This is a genomic window from Pseudoalteromonas sp. US3C1004, from assembly GCF_048401065.1.
Classification (GTDB): Bacteria; Pseudomonadota; Gammaproteobacteria; order Enterobacterales; family Alteromonadaceae; genus Pseudoalteromonas; species Pseudoalteromonas undina.
This window is the reverse complement of the sequence record NZ_CP183074.1, coordinates 677,302-695,662: the sequence shown is the minus strand read 5'-3', so window position 1 is coordinate 695,662 and position 18,361 is coordinate 677,302. Positions and strand designations below refer to the sequence as shown.

Annotated in this window: 18 protein-coding genes; 12 read left to right on the top strand and 6 right to left on the bottom strand. The window is 38.4% G+C overall.

Going from position 1 to position 18,361, the window contains the following annotated elements; all coding sequences use genetic code 11:
* Positions 1-27: 27 nt before the first annotated feature.
* The 3 genes from ACNSN3_RS18480 to rluF are packed head-to-tail and all read left to right on the top strand — an operon-like array spanning position 28 to position 3,387.
* Positions 28-1,242, top strand: a complete 1,215-nt coding sequence (locus tag ACNSN3_RS18480; RefSeq protein ID WP_075170221.1) for an EAL and HDOD domain-containing protein — start codon at positions 28-30, stop codon at positions 1,240-1,242.
* A gap of 26 nt (positions 1,243-1,268) precedes the next feature.
* Positions 1,269-2,354: a DUF418 domain-containing protein gene (locus tag ACNSN3_RS18475; RefSeq protein WP_418609846.1), complete on the top strand. Its 1,086-nt coding sequence runs from the start codon at positions 1,269-1,271 to the stop codon at positions 2,352-2,354.
* Positions 2,355-2,397: 43 nt separating this feature from the next.
* Entirely contained in the window at positions 2,398-3,387 is a 990-nt protein-coding gene (gene rluF / locus ACNSN3_RS18470) for a 23S rRNA pseudouridine(2604) synthase RluF (protein ID WP_418609388.1), read from the top strand.
* A 62-nt stretch (positions 3,388-3,449) separates the two neighbouring features.
* Here the strand turns inward: rluF and ACNSN3_RS18465 are convergent, their stop codons facing one another.
* Positions 3,450-6,518 (bottom strand): efflux RND transporter permease subunit, encoded by a 3,069-nt coding sequence (locus tag ACNSN3_RS18465; RefSeq protein ID WP_138623385.1) that lies wholly within the window; start codon positions 6,516-6,518, stop codon positions 3,450-3,452.
* A 2-nt stretch (positions 6,519-6,520) separates the two neighbouring features.
* Entirely contained in the window at positions 6,521-7,603 is a 1,083-nt protein-coding gene (locus ACNSN3_RS18460) for an efflux RND transporter periplasmic adaptor subunit (protein ID WP_041709337.1), read from the bottom strand.
* A gap of 122 nt (positions 7,604-7,725) precedes the next feature.
* Here ACNSN3_RS18460 and ACNSN3_RS18455 point away from each other — a divergent pair, with 122 nt between their 5' ends.
* Entirely contained in the window at positions 7,726-8,628 is a 903-nt protein-coding gene (locus ACNSN3_RS18455; RefSeq protein ID WP_138570263.1) for a LysR family transcriptional regulator, read from the top strand.
* Entirely contained in the window at positions 8,618-8,923 is a 306-nt protein-coding gene (locus ACNSN3_RS18450; RefSeq protein WP_055012013.1) for an MGMT family protein, read from the top strand. The genes ACNSN3_RS18455 and ACNSN3_RS18450 overlap by 11 nt, the downstream gene beginning before the upstream one ends.
* 219 nt (positions 8,924-9,142) lie before the next feature.
* Here the strand turns inward: ACNSN3_RS18450 and ACNSN3_RS18445 are convergent, their stop codons facing one another.
* From ACNSN3_RS18445 to trhA, 4 genes are all read right to left on the bottom strand, one after another.
* A complete protein-coding gene (locus ACNSN3_RS18445) occupies positions 9,143-10,198 on the bottom strand; it encodes an acyltransferase family protein (protein ID WP_418609385.1) in 1,056 nt (351 codons plus the stop codon).
* 88 nt (positions 10,199-10,286) lie between these two features.
* Complete coding sequence (locus tag ACNSN3_RS18440; protein WP_418609384.1) at positions 10,287-10,979, bottom strand: hypothetical protein; 693 nt, start codon at positions 10,977-10,979, stop codon at positions 10,287-10,289.
* Between the two features lie 107 nt (positions 10,980-11,086).
* Positions 11,087-11,941 carry a hypothetical protein gene (locus ACNSN3_RS18435; protein ID WP_418609382.1) on the bottom strand — a complete coding sequence of 285 codons (855 nt, stop codon included), beginning with the start codon at positions 11,939-11,941 and terminating at the stop codon, positions 11,087-11,089.
* Positions 11,942-12,215: 274 nt separating this feature from the next.
* On the bottom strand, positions 12,216-12,845 hold the full coding sequence (gene trhA, locus ACNSN3_RS18430) for a PAQR family membrane homeostasis protein TrhA (RefSeq protein WP_418609380.1): 630 nt from the start codon (positions 12,843-12,845) through the stop codon (positions 12,216-12,218).
* Between the two features lie 281 nt (positions 12,846-13,126).
* Here trhA and ACNSN3_RS18425 point away from each other — a divergent pair, with 281 nt between their 5' ends.
* The 7 genes from ACNSN3_RS18425 to ACNSN3_RS18395 all read left to right on the top strand — a co-directional run bounded on the left by ACNSN3_RS18425 (position 13,127) and on the right by ACNSN3_RS18395 (position 18,359).
* Positions 13,127-13,405 carry a hypothetical protein gene (locus tag ACNSN3_RS18425; RefSeq protein WP_418609378.1) on the top strand — a complete coding sequence of 93 codons (279 nt, stop codon included), beginning with the start codon at positions 13,127-13,129 and terminating at the stop codon, positions 13,403-13,405.
* A gap of 228 nt (positions 13,406-13,633) precedes the next feature.
* Positions 13,634-14,212 carry an LON peptidase substrate-binding domain-containing protein gene (locus ACNSN3_RS18420; RefSeq protein ID WP_171040308.1) on the top strand — a complete coding sequence of 193 codons (579 nt, stop codon included), beginning with the start codon at positions 13,634-13,636 and terminating at the stop codon, positions 14,210-14,212.
* Positions 14,213-14,282: 70 nt separating this feature from the next.
* The gene (locus ACNSN3_RS18415; protein ID WP_010388914.1) at positions 14,283-14,906 is read left to right on the top strand and encodes a sigma-70 family RNA polymerase sigma factor; all 624 of its coding nucleotides are present in this window, start codon (positions 14,283-14,285) and stop codon (positions 14,904-14,906) included.
* On the top strand, positions 14,899-15,573 hold the full coding sequence (locus ACNSN3_RS18410; protein WP_010388913.1) for a ChrR family anti-sigma-E factor: 675 nt from the start codon (positions 14,899-14,901) through the stop codon (positions 15,571-15,573). Before ACNSN3_RS18415 ends, ACNSN3_RS18410 begins: the two co-directional genes overlap by 8 nt.
* 8 nt (positions 15,574-15,581) lie before the next feature.
* The gene (locus tag ACNSN3_RS18405; RefSeq protein ID WP_010388912.1) at positions 15,582-16,535 is read left to right on the top strand and encodes a YbgA family protein; all 954 of its coding nucleotides are present in this window, start codon (positions 15,582-15,584) and stop codon (positions 16,533-16,535) included.
* Positions 16,535-17,929 carry a deoxyribodipyrimidine photo-lyase gene (gene phrB, locus ACNSN3_RS18400; RefSeq protein WP_418609376.1) on the top strand — a complete coding sequence of 465 codons (1,395 nt, stop codon included), beginning with the start codon at positions 16,535-16,537 and terminating at the stop codon, positions 17,927-17,929. The genes ACNSN3_RS18405 and phrB overlap by 1 nt, the downstream gene beginning before the upstream one ends.
* Position 17,930: 1 nt before the next feature.
* Positions 17,931-18,359 (top strand): nuclear transport factor 2 family protein, encoded by a 429-nt coding sequence (locus tag ACNSN3_RS18395; protein WP_055012019.1) that lies wholly within the window; start codon positions 17,931-17,933, stop codon positions 18,357-18,359.
* Positions 18,360-18,361: the final 2 nt, after the last annotated feature.

Sequence of the window (18,361 nt, the reverse complement as noted above, 5' to 3'; positions counted from 1 at the left end):
TGGTGGAAATAATGAAAAGTAGGTAATGTGTCGGTATTTGTGGCAAGGCAAGCAATCCTTAATCGTAATCAAAATGTAGTCGCATATGAACTACTGTTTCGCGATAGCCCTGAAAATTGCTTTCCAGGTGTTTCTGATGGTCAAGCAACGGCTCGCCTGATCATGGAAAACCAGCTTAACTTAGGTACTCGCCATATTACTTCGGGTAAAAAAGCACTGATCAATATTGGTCCTGAATCATTAAAACTCGATTTATGCGAATTTTTACCCTGTAAAGATGTGGTTATTGAATTACTCGAAACCATAGAGCCCACCGACGATACCTACGAGCTATGCCGTAAACTCTTTCACAGTAACTATAAATTAGCCCTTGATGACTTTGTTTACTCACCGCAGTGGGAACGTTTTTTAAAGCTAGTTAATTTAATTAAATTTGATATTCGGCTCACGCCACTGGATGAAATTCCACTGGTGGTCAATAAGCTAAAAAAACACAAAAATATTAAGCTGTTAGCTGAAAAAATAGAAACCGATGAAGAATATAAATTAGCTCGCCAAATGGGGTTTGATTATTTCCAAGGGTATTACTTTGCCCGCCCCGCAATGATAGAGCAAAAAGATATTCATTATAATTATGGTCTTGTCATTGCCATTTATTCAGAAGTAATGAAGCCAGATCCTGATGTGAAAGTAATCACCGGGTTATTTGAGCTTGATGCAGCACTAGCATACAAACTATTGCGTTTATTAAATAGTGGTGTATTTCCCCTGCAAAGCCAAATATCATCATTAAAACAAGCGCTTGTTTACCTAGGGCAAGCACGTTTAAAAAAGTTTGTAAGCCTAATTGTTACAGCACACACCGCGCGCACTAAGCCGATAGAGCTTATGCAAATGTGTGTTATTCGCGCTCGCTTTTGTGAATTAATAGCCAGCAAAGTCGCCAAACAAGTTCAAGGTGAGGCATTTTTAACTGGGCTGTTTTCTTTGCTTGATGCTATTTTAGATAAGCCAATGGACTTGTTGGTTGATAAACTGCCATTCCCAGATGAAATTAAAGCAGCACTAACCGGCGAGAAAAATGACTTATATTATATTCTTGAAACGGTAAAAGCATATGAAACCGGAAGTTGGTGGGCGCTTGAGAAAGCGGTATCACTCATTAATTTAGACAGTGCTTTTTTACCAAAATTATACAAACAAGCTGTAAAATGGGCCGATAGCTACAAAGATAATATTTAAAAGGATAGGGTTTGCGCAATTATAATATGGACTTTATAAGGGGCATAGCAGTACTTGGACTGGTATTTATTAATTGCTATTCCTTTGCAATTTTTGAACTCAATTACACTCCACTTACCACACCTCCAGCTAGCGATAATTTTTTACACACCTTAAGCCTTATATTTGTTGAAGGGCGGTTTCGCACATTATTTACGTTATTATTTGGTGCTGGTCTTTATATTCAGTTTCAGCGACAGCAATGTATTGAGCCATTAAAAAAACGCCTATATTGGCTTATTGTGTTTGGCTTAATACATGGGTTGTTACTGTGGGCGGGTGACATTTTGTTTTTATATGGGGTGTCAGCACTACTGGTATTACGCTATTTAGATTACACGGACGAAGAGCTTAAAAGCAAAGCGGCCTTTTTTACTTTTATCGCTTTACTTGCCACAGCAATGTTTATGTTAGGGCTTAATGAGGAACCACTCTATAGGGATTCTCCCGAGTTTTACCAGATATATAATAGTTATTACCAAAGTATTGGTGCGCATTTTAGCCAAAATATAACAATGAGCATTTATATGTTGCTAACAGTGCCTATTTTATTACTGTGGGCAAGTGCTGGCTTTATGCTAATTGGTATTGTTGCCTACAAATGTAATGTGTTTAGTGATGGATTTAGCAGGCCGGGGCTAATTAAACTTGCTGTGTTAAGTGTGTTGCTGACTAGCTTACGATTAGTGTTAGAGTCATATGAACAAGGTATTGGTTATGCGTTACAAGAGCCTGTTAATGAACTGGCTGCTTTATGTGTGGCGCTGCTTTATATTCATTTAATCGTTAAACTATGCAATAACAGCGCGCAAATAGGGGGGCTCATTCAACACGTAGGGCGGTTAGCGTTTACTTTATACATAAGCCAAACCATTATGCAGTTATTATTGTTTAAAGTGCTTTTCCCTCAGTGGGCGCTTAGTTTTAACCGCATTGATTATTGGCTTGTTGCTATTTGCTTAGTGGTTGTACAGCTTATGTTTACTGCACTCTACTGTCGTTATTTTAAGCAAGGGCCTCTTGAATACCTATGGCGTAAATTAGCGCAAATTAAGCGCGAAAAAATAGCTTGAGTAGTTTAAACTATGCGCCTTTATATTTAAGAAGATTTGCCATATGACAGACTTAAAGCGTTTAAATAAATTTATTAGTGAAACAGGGTTTTGCTCACGCCGTGAAGCCGATAAATATATTGAGCAAGGTCGTGTTACTGTTAATGGCGAATTACCCGAAATGGGTGTTAAAGTCGCACAAAGCGATGTGGTATTGGTTGATGGTAAGCCATTAAAAGCACCACCAAAACGGGTTTACATTGCTTACAATAAACCAGTCGGTATTACCTGTACCACAGAACGAAAAATTCAAAGTAATATTGTAAAAGCGGTTAATTATCCTGACCGTATCTTTCCTATTGGTCGCTTGGATAGGCCCTCAGAGGGGTTGATTTTTTTAACCAATGAAGGGGATATCGTTAATAAAATCCTTCGTGCTGGCAATAACCACGAAAAAGAATACGTGGTTACCGTAGATAAACCACTAAACCGCCAGTTTGTGAATAAAATGGCAAACGGTATTCCTATTTTAGATACCGTGACCAAAAAATGTAAAGTGACGCAAACGGGTGCCCAGCAATTCACTATTATTTTAACTCAAGGTTTAAATCGTCAAATCCGTCGTATGTGTGAATATTTAGGCTACGAAGTGGTTACATTAAAGCGTGTGCGTATTATGAATGTAACCCTTAAAGGGTTAAAAGTAGGGCAATGGCGTCATTTAAGCGATGCAGAAATGGCGGTTATTAACGACTCGATTGCTGATTCAGGTAAAACACAAGAACACTCATTGTATGACGATAGTACATCGAATAATAACGTTGGGCTAACCATAATCAACCAAGCAAAATCAGTGCATAAGCGTGAGTATCAAGGTGACAAGCCTCGAGGTACAAAGAACAACGAACAACATAAGCAAGCCAACAAAAGCAGCCGTAATACGCCTTATCAGAAACGTTCAACGACCTATGTTGGTAAATCAAATGCCAATAAAGCCAATTCCGCATCAGGAACTAAAGCTAAGAGCAGTGGCACGTTAAGCTTAAAAAAGTAATTAAGTTGGTATAAATCAAGCAAATAAAAAACGCAGCCTAGGCTGCGTTTTTTTATTAATGATTAAGACTGTTTAGGGTAGTCAATTCTAAACACCACAGTGTATAAAACCGGCACCACAATCAGGGTTAGTATGGTGGCAAAACCTAAGCCAAACATAATGGTGACCGCCATTGATTGAAAGAATACGTCAAATAATAATGGGATCATGCCAAGTATTGTAGTGATAGCGGCCATGGCTACAGGGCGCACACGGCTTACGCCTGAGTCAAATACTGCTTGATAGGGTGATTTTCCTTCACTAAGTTCTAAGTTTATTTGATCGACCAATACAATACCGTTTTTAATCAGCATGCCGCTTAAGCTTAATAAACCCAGTAGCGCCATAAAGCTAAAGGGGGCGTTCATTACTAATAAGCCTGCGCTTACACCAATAATAGCCAATGGCACGGTTGCCCATATAACTAAGGGCTTTTTAACTGAGTTAAACAGTAATACTGTTACCGCAAACATGGCTAAATAACCCAGCGGTAACGAACCAAAAATAGCCTTTTTCGCTTTGCTTGATGATTCGAACTCACCGCCCCATTGCATTTCATAGCCTCGCGGTAAATCAATTGCTTCAACTTCAGCGCGAACCCGAGCAAATAATTTTGCAGGTGTTTCATCACCCAATACATCATGATCTGCCATTACCGTTATGGTACGTTTACGATCACGACGCATAATTAAGCTGTCTTCCCACTCAACAATAAATTCATCAACTACTTGAGTTACCGGCACAAACACGCGTAATACTGGGCTGTAAATTTGTAAATCGTGAACACTGTCTACATTTAAGCGCTCGCTAGCTGGTGAGCGGGCAATAATAGGCAACAACTGCGTACCATCACGATAAACACCCACTTGTTTACCCGACAGGCTCGTTAACAGAACTTGGTCAAGGTCAAACTTGGTGATCCCCAAGCGGCGTGCTTTTTGTTCGTTAAATTGCGGGCGAATCATTTTAGTGCGTGCACGCCAATCATCGCGAATGTTAAAGGCACCGTCGTCTTTGGCGATAATTTCTTTTGCTTGAGATGATAGCTGTCTTAATATCACCGGATCGGGGCCTGAGAACCGCGCCTCTATTTTAGCATCGGTTGACGGACCAATTTCCATTGGCTTTACTTTTAGCTTTGCTGACAGCGGATGTTGCTGTGCGTAATCACGCACCTTTTGCATTACTTTAGCGACCGCATCACGGTTGGTGACACGAATAATTAACTGCCCATAAGCAGGATAAGACTTTTCTGGCGCGTAAGTTAGCATAAAGCGCGGTGCACCTTGGCCCACCGTACTGGTTATTTCTGTGACCAGTTCATCCTTTTGCAAATAAGCTTCGAGCTGTTTTATGCCCTCAAGGGTGGCACGAATATCAGCACCTTGATCTTGCCAGTAATCCACATAAAACATCGGTGTATTTGAGGCTGGAAAAAACGATTGTTTTACCGAGCCAAATCCCACTACAGCGCTGCATAAAAGGGCAACCATAAGGACTAAGGTTGTTTTTCTAAAGCGCATAGCTAAATTTAATATCGCTTTATAACCATTGAATATGATGCCTTGATAAGGGTCTTCATGTTCTTGATTATGTTCGTGTTTAAATTCGGTTTCTTTAAACATTAAATGGGCAAAAAATGGGGTAAGGGTAATTGCGGTGATCCAGCTTAATAGCAATGAGATAAACAGCACCCAAAATAAGCTGCCGGCAAATTCACCACTGGCATCTGAGCTTAAACCAATTGGTGCAAAAGCGGTTATAGCAATAACTGTTGCGCCAAGTAGTGGCCATTTCGTTTGATCTACGATATTAACTGCGGCTTTAAGCTTTGTTTGACCGCGCTTAAGGTTGATGAGAATCCCTTCGGTAACAACAATGGCATTATCAACCAGCATACCTAGCGCAATAATTAGCGCGCCTAATGATATACGCTGTAGATCAATTGCAAACAGCTTCATAAATATAAAGGTGCCTAATACCGTCAGTAATAAAATACCGCCAATAAGAACACCGCTTTTCAAGCCCATAAAAATAAGTAGCACAACAATAACTATTGCAATGGCTTCTATTAAGCTAACAATAAAACCATCTACAGACTGCTCTACTTCTTTTGGTTGGTTATACACCGAGCTAATATCAATACCATGTGGGCGTTGATATTCAAGAGATGCTAAATGTTCATCTATGTGCTTACCTACATCAACAACATTAACCCCAGACATAAACGAAACACCAATAAGCAGCGCCTGTTGTTGATTGTAATGAATGACATTGGTCGGTACTTCAGCATATTCACGGTACACTTGTGCAACATCGCCCAAATAAATTAGTTCACTCGCACCAGGCTTTGAGATTAATAAGGTTTCCAGCTCCGTTACATCTTTAAATTCACCGGTTGGATGTAAGCGAATAGACTCATCACCGACACGAATACGTCCAGCGTTAGACACCGTGTTTTGTGATTGCAGCAAGTCATAAATATGACTAGGTGCAATACCTAGCTGTGCAAGCTTGCGGGTCGATACCTCAACCATTACTTGTGGTTGTTGTTGCCCAGCAATTGTGACTTTGCTCACACCTTTGACTAAAACAAGTTCACGCTTTAAATAGTCAACATAGTCTTTTAATTCATCATAAGAGTAGCCATCGCCAGTAACGGCAAACATAACGCCGTAAACATCGGCAAAATCATCAATTACATTACTCGGGTAAACACCACTTGGCAGCGACGGGCTTAGGTCGTTAATTTTTCGACGCATTTCATCCCATATTTGCCTTAGCTCTTGTTTACGATAGTTACTTTTCATTTCTACGGTAATTTGTGATTTACCATTAGATGAAATAGAGGTGACATAATCAACATAGGGGAGCTGTTGGATGGCGTTTTCAATTGGAAATGTGACTTCTTCTTCTACCTGCTGTGGAGATGCGCCCGGATACAAAGTGATTACCATGGCTTTTTTCAAAGTAAACTCAGGGTCTTCTAGCTGGCCTAAATCAAAGTAAGACACGCTGCCGCCTATTAATAGCAACAACGTAAACATCCAGCTAATGACTTTCTTTTCAATAGATAGTTGCGCAAAGCCCATAATTATAAGCCTCGCTCTTTATTCCAAGGGCGAACAGACATGCCTTCTTGTAAAGAGTGAACACCGGCAGACACAATTTGTTGGCCTTCTTTTACGCCGCTAAGTACTTCAATAGTGTCGTGATGTAATTGACCTACTTGCACTGCTTGCTTATGTACAGTGCCAGTTTGCTGATTAAAAACCCACACATAAGCATTATCGCTTAGGCTTTTATTCGGATCTGAAAATACCGACTCAATTGGTAAAATAGTGTAGGGAGTTTGTGAGCGAGTTACTTTACTTAAATCTATCATCACTTGCCCAGACATACCCGCAAGCAAATTAAAATCTTTTGGCACCGGTAATGAAAACACCACTTTATAGGTAAGCGTTGCCGGATCGGCTTGAGTATCCCATTCTTTTAGTGTGAGTTTGTATTGCTTGTCGTGATAGCCATCAAATTCAACCATAGGTTGGTATTGGGTATCTTTTTGAATGCGCGCAACGATTTTTTCAGGAACCTGTATTTCTACATCCATAAAATCGCGAGTTTCTAGGCGCAGAACATTTTGTTTTGCTTGAATACTCTCAAAGTTTTTTACGAACACTTTAGCTACTATGCCAGCAAAAGGAGCACGAAGCTCACTGTATTCTAAATTGGTTTCTGCAATTTTAAAGGCTGACTCGGCAACTTGCTCATTAGCAACCGCTTGATCAAGCTCTGATTGACTCGTGATGTTTTTGTCGAATAATTGTTTAATGCGTTTTAGCTGTGATTTTGCCAGTTCGTATCGTGCTTTACGTTCGTTATATTGTAATTGAAAATCCTCAGGATCTAACTTAGCCAATAGTTGTCCTTTTTCAACTTGTTCACCAGCTAATACAGGAAATTCAACCAACTCACCGTTGACCCTAAAAGCAAGATATGAGCCTTGGTTTGCAACCACTTCAGCGGGGAAGCTGCGAATGTTAGTTTGTGAATCATGACCAATGCTAAATAATTTAACCGGACGAATAGGCTCTTCTTTAGCTATATTCTCGGGCTCTGAGCAGCCTATTAAACTTAGTAATGTCGCAGATAGTAAACATAAGCGAAACAGTGGCATGATATCTCCATGATAAAAAAAGGCTAAATAAGTGTGTGCAGCATACGCTGCAAACATATAAAATAAAATTCATTAAATTTTAGAAACTCAATAAGTTTTACTTATGATGTGCTGAGTGGCCGATGAAACTTAACCAATTACAAATATTAGATGCTATTGTGCAAAGCGCGAGTTTAAGTGGAGCGGCATTAAAGCTACATAAAACGCAACCAGCGCTCACATTGGCGATTAAAAACTTAGAAGCTAAGTTAGGCTTTGACCTACTAGACCGTTCTCATTATCGTTTACAACTCACCGAAAAGGGACGTATTTTTCATCGCGAGGCTAAACAGCTATTAGCCGCTAATGAGCAACTTACTCAGCTCGCAACAGAGCTGGCATTAGGCAATGAAGCGCAATATAGAGTCTGCTACGAGCAAATTTGTCATATGCAAAGTTATAACGAGATCATAAGTAATACTTTTAAGCATTTTTCGAGTACCGAATTTCGTTTAACCAGTGGTAAGCGGTTTGTCTCTTTAGAACAAGTTAATACCGGTCAAGCCGAGCTTGGAATAGGCCCGTGGTTTGATTTATTTCATGCAACTGGCGATTTAGAAAGCTTACCCATTGGTAAACTAGATATTGGCATTGTAGGAGCTAAAGGGGTTTTACCTAAGCAGCTTAGCTATGATGAATTACAGCTTTACCCGTGTTTGGCTATGTTTGAAAGTGGCTTGAGCATAGACAGCGATAGACTTTCCTATTCAAAAGGGGCTGCGGTGATGAAAATTGATGATATATCTACCTTGAAGTCTTTTCTACTTTCAGGGGCTGGTTGGGCAATGATGAGTTTAGGGCATTGTAAAAAAGAAATAGCCGCTGGCTCATTACAGCAAATCATTGTAACCGACAGAGAGCACCAGTTCAGTGCGCAAATTAGAGCCTTTCGTCAGCATGCTATGCATCATGGGCCTGTAGCGCGTAAAATCTGGCAGCAATTTAAATTACTCAGTGAGGAGTATTTAAGCAAGAATGGACGTTAATAAAGAAACGGTTATTTACACTATCATAGCCAGTATACCCAAAGGCAATGTTGCCAGTTATGGCCAAGTAGCAGCACTTGCGGGTTATCCTAATAATGCTAGGTTGGTAGGTCGTTTATTAAAAGAGATGCCAAAAGATTCGGCGATCCCTTGGCATCGAGTGGTTAATAGCCAAGGTAAAATATCGTTTCCCGAAGGAAGTGATAAATACCAAGAACAACGACAAAAACTGTTATTAGAAGGTGTTAATTTTAAGAATAATAAAGTGAATATGCGCGAGTGTAGATGGGAGTGATATCACCACTCTCGTCAGATAAGTGCCCGTGTAGGTTGGACAAGTGGCGGAGCCACGCCATCCGACAAAAATAATGAATTTACCAAAAACAACCCAATTTACCCGTTAGCGATATAAATAACTGATTTATAATGTAAGTTAAACCATCTATATTGACTGAGTGCCAATTGCAAACATTAGTAACGCCTCGTTAAGAGGCAAATAATATGTTGGCTAAAATTAGCGACGAAGGAGCAAAAGCCAACTGTTTTTTGTCCTTTTAAACGACTTGTAAAATGTTTTGTTACGTATGAACCTAGCAACGGGCTTTTCAAAATATTTAAATGATACAAATGCTACTGAAACAGTTAGAACGAAAGATAATAATAATTTCAATTCAACATTTAAATTAAGCTTGTTTACAAAAATAATAATTGGCATGTGAAGCAAATATAATGAATAAGATACTTTTCCCAAGAAGTCACCGAACCTGTTAGCTAATAGTACATTGTTATCAGGAACTAAAAATACAATGCAAAAAAATACGGAACTCATTACAAGTAATACTTCATAGCTTAACCACATTCTTGTCTTAGCATCAGACGTAACGGATGAGATTTCTGGGTACATAGCAGGTATTAATAGTAACACTAGAATAAAGTAATGTTTCTTAAGGTATTTCGGTACCTCAAAAGACTTATAGTGCATTCCAAAAATAACCCCAATAAAAAAATAAGGTAAACTTCTTAACGTATTAAATAAATTGTAACGTACTCCGTTTATGTCTCCATATACTCGAGGAAAGTTTGCGAAAAACAGCAGGAGCATAACCGCGAATATTGAAAGGTAAATATAGCCTCTCCTATTCTTTGAAAATGACCAAAAAATCAGAAATATGAAGTAAAATTGTATTTCAGGGGGGATTGACCAAAGTATGCTATCACCATATAAAAATAGCAGATGACTAATCAGTGCATTCGTATCTGGAATGTTATAAAGACTATCATTGCCGATTAAGGACAAAACATAAGAGCTAAGTACAATAACCAAGAATAATGGAACTACTCTTGCGATTCGAGCTAATAAGTAGCGCTTGATATTAACTTTGCTGAATTCTTGGGTCAGGTATAGGTGAGACATTAAAAAGCCACTCAGCAAGAAGAACAGCATTACACCGTACGCTCCAGAGCCTCCGCCTAACATTCCATTAAGCCAATTTGTTATATCGCTAAAGTGAGTAATAAACACAACTAATGCAGCCAACCCACGCAATGTGTTTAATTTTCTAATCTCCAACTAAAACTCCGGACTTGAATAATACAGGCATCTAACGCCCGCTTAAGCGGACAAAAATTGTTGGTTATAATGTGGAGCGAAGCGGAACCTAACAAACTGTTTTTGTTACGTTTAAAGCGCTTGTTAAATTGCGTAAAGCTACTGCCTCAATAAGCTTGGGTAGATGTTTTGCAAACCTGAGTACGAAGTTTAAATGGTCTTTATATAAGCCTAATTTCTCCTTATAAAAACCACCTGCAATAATTGGCTTGCCCGAAGGTAACATCAATGAACCCATTGTCATTATTGATGCGTGGCTATAACCATTATAAAAATTCTTTGCTTGTTCGAGCCACTCATAGCCTTCGATTAAACCTAAAGTATCAGCGTTTAATAAAACATTATCTATGGCTTTATGAGCTTTTGTACTTTTATTTCCTTGTAAATAAGACTTATAAAAATTGATAGGTTTTGCTTTTTTACTCTTACTAATTAATACATTATTCTCTGCACTAAGTAGTATTGCTAAACAAAGAGATTCATATGAAATTCTCATCGTATTACCTGAAGCATTAATATGACCTTCAATCAAAAGCCTTGTTGCTGTGGCAAGGGACTCTATGGTCATAAAAGTGAATTCCTGAACCCATTTGTACTTCTGTTTTTCAGGTTCACTAAAGTAGTGCTCAAAGCATGACTCGCTTTGCTCAAGTAAATTAGTTATCTCAGTTATCTCTGAATCGAATGTTGAGCAGAACTCTGCTACTGAACGATCAGTTACTAAAATGTCGCGGATGGTCAAAACTCCATTAGCAATTTAACGCCTCACTAAGAGGCAAATAATTGTTGGCTAAAATAGGCGACGAAGGAGCAAACAGCCAACTGTTATTTGTCCTTTTAAGTGATTTGTTAGTTTCCATTTTCACCAAACTTATTCAACAACTTTTCAGTTAGCATTTGCGCCTGTTCAATATCTTGAAATTCCATATGTTGATGAATACGCTGCTTGATAAAATCTAATTTCAAGTAAATATCGTTATCCTCTACTATTTTTAACCCAAAGTCTGCATATGCTATGACTTTTAAATAGTTTGGGTTTCCAGTGTCAGGATCGTAATTTTGATACTCTTTTACCAGCCTTAATATTGACTGCTCTCCACCAGTCAAAGCAACACTTTCGGAAAGACGGTATTTCAATTTATTAAATTTAACTCTTTGCTTTATTGTGTCTTCTCTGCTTAATTCATCTAAGCCTTTACTTTGAAAATATTCTCTATCCGAAACAGCCCATAACTCTGCTACGGCATTATCGGAACCTAATTCAATTGCTTTAAAAAGTAATTCAACAAAATCATCAGATATAAAATTAAATTGTGAACAGCGCTCAAAACGAGACAAAACCTCTTCGATATACTCGTAGGGCTCACCCACCTCATTTACTTTGCTCATCCATTTATCAAGTTCATCTTGAGTTTTGGGTATTGCGCTGCAACGACGTATTTCTTTTGCTTCAAGTAAGTATTCTTCTGCGGATGCAAGTTCACTAACACCTATATCAGTTTCAATCGTTGATTTTTCTTTGCGCTTTAAGTCTTTAGAAACAGCGTTTTCACTATCATTTTTATCGCTAAACTTTTCAATTTCACTATGTTCTTTTGGAATAAAATAGAAAACAACTAAGGCCAAAATTGATATAGCAAGAGCAAATTTTTTCACGAAACCTCGACAGGAAACTAACAATTGAATAGTGCGCTCATCGCGCATATTTCTGCCGACTTAACGCTCATTTATTTACTTTATATAGTTTTAACAAATTATCTAAGGCATTACTATCACTAAGTTTTCTAAATTATTTAGGTAAAGTTAAATGGACCAATATGCGCACAGCGCTCATTTTCATGAATATATGCGCAAGAGCAGTTTAACTAATCTATTAACGACAATATTTAGTCAATCTCAATGACCGTTTCTCGCTGTGTGTTGCATCGAATGGTTGAACTCACAGCTCAAACCAGACTAATCTATATGGCTAACCAGCCTAATAAACATAATTACTGATCGAAATATAATGGCTAACACATCCACCAATAACAAAGAGGTGCCAAATAGCATGGCTATATTGAGTGCTTTTTGCACTGTAAAAAATAGTACCTACACTATAAAATAAGCCGCCAGCTAATAGCCAATAAAGTGCATTGATAGGTACGTTTAAATAAAGCGGATACACAATGGCTAATGCAAACCATCCCATTAATAAATAAGTAGCCAGTGAAACTTTTTTATTGCCATTTTTAACCAATAGCTTATAAGCGATGCCTGCAAACGCTACTGTCCAAATAAAGACTAAGGTAGCCCAAGACCAGAGCCCAGATAACGAAAGCAACAAAAAGGGCGTGTAGGTGCCTGCAATCAGTAAATAGATGGCGCAATGATCACATTTTTTGTAAAACGCTCTCAATGTTGGGCGCACACTGGCGTGATAAAGCGTTGAAGATAAAAATAAAATAAACAAGCTACTGCCGTATATCAGAGTACTGGCATAGCCTTTCACACTATTAGTTTGTTTTACTAAATCCCAAACAACAAAAGCAGCGAATACAATGCCTAAGGCATGACTAATAACATTTAACAGCTCTTCTTTTTTAGAATAGGGAGCTTCAAAAGACATAACAGATCCTACCACTTTGCGAATAAATTTTAGTGTACATGTGTACGCTGAAATTTTCAAATACGAAATAAAGTCATTAATTTACTGAACATTAACAAACACACTATTATTTGGTTTTATTTTTAAATTCATTGGTCAAAATTACTAATCTAGATTTTGTGGTTTTATTTTTAATTTATTTATTTCATTTTAAAACAATGGTTTATAAAGTTTTTCCATTGTGGCATAGCCCTTGATTGTAACTAAGCGTACTAACCAATAAACAAACAAGGAATACTATTATGAATACTTCAATCAACATCACAATCGCAAGCTTACTTGTATTAGGTTCAACTAACGTTAACGCTACAGAAGTCGATTTAAATATTACAGATATGCTAACTAACACTGTGTCTACTTATGTGTCACAGGCAAGCAACGAACTTGAAAAGTCTGTAAAAGAAGCCGTTTCTTTTGATGCACAGGTTATTCTTGACAGCTTACTTGAAAATAATCCTGTGGTTGATAACAGCAACATGGACGAAAAACAACGTGTAGTAAAAGCACAACTAAAGCAATAAAAAGGGAATAAAAGTAATGAACAGTGAGTTCGAATTATTAGCCTTAATGTTGGCACCTGTGGCAAGTATACTGAGTGTTTATTACTTGGTTTACATGATAAAAAATGTGGGAACGAGGTTTAATTAGCGGATGCATTTGCACTGTAAAGCAATTGATGTAACTAAAGCTGATCGACTTGAATAAAGCGCACGTAAATAAAGGCAGAGTGTTTGAAAGAAGTAGACTTTATGAAACGTGCGATTTTCCCATTACCTATATTTATATTACCTGAAGGCTATACGCGATTACGTATATTTGAGCCTCGTTATTTAACTATGGTAAAAAACGCATTAAAAACCAATAGCGGTTTTGTTTTATGTACCTTTGAGCATGACACCCCGTTAAACATAAGCGCCCAAGGCTGTTTAATGGATGTTATTGACTTTGATCAAGACGAAAGTGGTATGCTATTAATTGATGTATTTGCATCTAAGAGTGTGCAAATAGATAACGTGTATCAAGATGAGCAGGAACTTCGCCATGGTGATGTATCCGCTTGCAACACACCTTATTGGTACAACAAAGATAACCACGAAATTGGTCAACACCAACTTTTACAAGTAGCACTAGAAGACGTTTTTGCGAATAACCCTGATTTGCAATCGCTTTATAAAACCACCAAATTTAATCAGCTGGCGTGGATTGTGGCGCGTTGGCTTGAATTACTTCCCATTTCTATTGAGAAAAAACAACAACTTGCGTTTGAGACTAACTTTGATAACTTGCTTAGTTTCCTCCATACTGTGATTAATAACGAATTTGCCTAAAATAATTATGATCCGCTTGTAACCATTGCTCGTAATGGTATTCACTAAAGCAATAACGGGACATTTTACTATGGTAAGTCAACAACAATCACTAAGTTGTGAACCTAACACAGGTAAGTACACTGCCATGCCAGAAACACCAAGTACGGAACTCAGGGAAGCATTAGTTAATGTAGCTCAATCTCGCGATAAAAAATCTTTCGCGTACTTGTTTGAATATTTTGCACCTAAGATTAAGCGCTTCGGCATAAAGCAATTTGGTGTAGAAGCCCAAGCAATGGAATTGGTACAAGAAACCCTCACTTCCGTATGGCGTAAAGCCCACTTATACAATAGTGAAAAGGGTGCAGCTACTACTTGGGTCTATACCGTAATGCGTAACGCCTCTTTTGACATGCTTCGTAAAATGAAAAGTAACAAAGAAGAAAATATTAGCGAAGACATTTGGCCGTTATTGAATGAATCTGAAGATACACATCACGAATACAGCGACCACCTTGAAGACCAACAAATTAAACGTTATTTAGATAAATTGCCTCAAGCGCAAAGAGAAGTTGTGCGCGGCGTTTATTTTCAAGACATGTCGCAAGAGCAGTTAGCTCAACAATTAAACATTCCAGTAGGCACGGTAAAATCACGATTACGTTTAGCCTTGCAGAAATTACGTAATGAAATGGGAGATCAGCATGATTAAACATCACCCGAGTGAAACACTACTGACACAATACTGTGCAGCAACACTTCCAGCATCGCTTAGCCTTGCCGTATCAATACATGTTGATATGTGCCCAGTGTGCCAAGCTAAAGTTGAAAAACTTGAAGCGGCTAATGCGCGAGCAGTTTTTAGTGACAATATGGATGTGGCAACTGATGAGCAAGCCGATCAAGCCGATGATGTAATTGAATCAAGTTTACTTGATATGATCACGGCCGATGACTCGATTGATGAAGTATATTCTGTTGAACCAGTTAGTATTAATGTTAATGAGCATAATTACAGCTTGCCGAGAGCTTTAACACGGATCTCGCATGGTAAATTTACCCAAGTAGGTAAGCTTGCGCGTTCTCGAATAGCCCTTGATGATGGCCATTTACGTTCAAGCTTGTTACATATAGATGCTGGTGGAGAAATTCCGGAGCACACACATACCGGTTTTGAGGTTACTTTACTGCTTGATGGTGAATTTACAGACGAAGAGGGCAGTTATGTTCCTGGTGACTTTATTTGGCAAGATGGCCGTCATCAACACACCCCCCTAACAAAAGAGGGATGTTTGTGCTTTACTGTTGTTAGTAGTGCTCTACATTTCAATAAAGGACTTAGCAAGTTACTTAACCCAATTGGTGGCTTGATTTATTAAGAGAATCTATGCAAACAGATACAATAAAAATAGGTATTAGCGCCTGCTTGGCAGGCGAAAAGGTAAGATTTGACAGTGGCCATAAAAAATCAAATTTTTGTATGGAAGAGCTGGCCAAGCATGTTGAATATAAAATGTATTGCCCAGAGGTTGCGGTAGGATTACCAATACCTCGTCCAACCATTCGTCAAGTAAAAACAGGCGATACTATCAAAGTGTGTCGTCCGGATGGCACGGGAGATGTTGGCCCACAGCTCACAGAATACGGTAAAAAAATAGCTACAGAACAAGCAGGGCATCTAAGCGGATTCGTTTTTTGTGCTAAGAGCCCAAGCTGTGGCATGGAGCGGGTAAAAATATACAATGAAGCAGGAACCGGTAACACCTCTGAGGGCGTTGGCTTCTTTGCTGAACAAATTATGAAACATAATCCCTTACTACCTTGCGAAGAAAATGGACGTTTAAATGACGTTCATTTGCGCGAGAACTTTGTAATGCGTGTTTATACATTACACAACTGGCAACAGTTAGTGAAAGAGCCGGTTACTGTACATCGTTTGACCCAGTTCCATGCTCAATACAAATACTTGTTAATGGCTCATAATTATCAAGCGTATCGTGATTTAGGCAATCTACTTGGAACGTTTGTAGGTGACGATGTTAATGCTCTAGCCGACGAGTACATTTTAGGTTTAATGAATGCGCTTAAGCGTCCTGCTTCAAGAAAAAATAATTCTAACACGTTGATGCATTTGCAAGGTTACTTCAAAAAAGATTTATCAAAAATCGAAAAAGAAGAAATGCGAGATGCAATTGATGAGTATCGCCAAGGGTTGGTGCCGCTGTATGTACCACTAACATTGCTTAAACATCATTTAAAGGTTCACCCGAATGAGTATTTAAGTAAGCAAATTTACTTTAACCCTTATCCTAATGAACTTAAGCTACGTTACGGTTTGTAATGAATACACTATTTTGGTTTAGGCGCGATTTGCGCCTTTTTTCTAACGAGGCGCTGATCGAAGCGCTAAATAATGGTGCTAAACACGCCATTTTTTTTGTGTGCGAAAAACAATGGGCACAGCATAATACTGCTGCCATTCAAATTGACTTACTAAAACGCAGAGTGAGTTATATTCGCGAAGAACTTGCCAAATATGGCGTAAATTTGCATGTAATAGACGCTCCTTTTTTTGCCGATTGCCAAACTAAACTTCTCGATTTTTGTCAGCAACACGATATTAAACACATAATAGCCAATACTGAGTATGAGCTAAATGAATTTAATAGGGACAAAGCGATTCAGGCACAGTGCGACCAACAGCAAATAACATTTACTTTATACGAGGGTGATATCATTGCTCCTGTAGGTAGCGTACGCACTCAAAATAATGAAATGTATAAAGTATTTACACCGTTTAAGCGCGCATGGTTAAAGCAGTATCAAGATACACACTTTAGTTTAGTGCAGTGGCCTTTGTCTGAAGAGCCGATAGAAATTGAACCGTGTGAGTTACTTTGTGGTGATGAAAGTTCAAAAAAATGGCCCGTTGATGATGATACTCTATCAATCGTAGTCGATAACTTTATTCATGATAAATTAGCAAGCTATGATGACGTACGAGACATACCTAGTGTAAAAGGAACATCGGGCTTGAGCCCCTATTTAGCCCTAGGGGTTGTTAGTAGTAAACAATTAATGGTTAATATACAACAACATTATCCCGATATACTGACCACCTCAAAAAGTAAAACCTTTACCTGGGTTAACGAACTGATCTGGCGTGAATTTTACAAACACCTAATTGCTGAATTTCCAAAACTTTCACGCGGTGCCAATTTTAACGAAAAGTACGATAGTGTGAGTTGGCGTGACAGTGACGCTGAGTTTAAGCAATGGTGCGAAGGCCGTACAGGCTATCCACTTGTTGATGCCGCCATGCAACAGCTATTGCAAACAGGCTGGATGCATAATCGTTTAAGAATGGTGGTTGCGAGTTTTTTAACTAAGCACCTACTGATTGATTGGCGCAAAGGCGAGCAGTTTTTTATGCAGCATCTTATTGATGGCGATTTAGCCTCAAACAATGGTGGTTGGCAATGGGCTGCAAGTACCGGCTGTGACGCACAACCTTACTTTAGAGTATTCAACCCCATTACCCAAAGTGAACGCTTTGATCCAAATGGTGATTTTATTCGTAAATATCTGCCTGAATTACAAAAAGTGCCAGATAAACACATTCATTTCCCACATACTTACTTAGCAGCAACGGGACAAATTGAACACTGTTACTGGCCAGCAATAGTTGATCATAAAGCGGCACGAGCGAGGGCTTTAGCTGCATTTAAGGTGTGATATGGATAACCAATTACCAGTCGATAAATTTGTAGAAATATATCAAAAGCTTGATAAGGATAACCTAGAGTTATTAACTGAAATTTACGCTCAAAACATTCACTTTATAGATCCGCTGCACGAAATTAATGGTCTTGAAGATCTAAGACGTTATTTTCGTGGTTTATATAGTAATGTTAAGTATTGTCGATTTGATATAACTGATTCATTTACCAGTGATAATAATGCATTTGTATACTGGACAATGCATTATTCTCACCCAAAACTTAATGCAGGCAATACAATTTCAGTGCAAGGGCACAGTAAACTAGTATTTGAAGGTGCGAAAATTATTAAACACCGCGATTACTTTAATGCTGGAGAGCTTTTGTATAAGCATATTCCATTACTGGGCAACATTATTAATTTTATTGATAAAAGGGCTGGTTAATT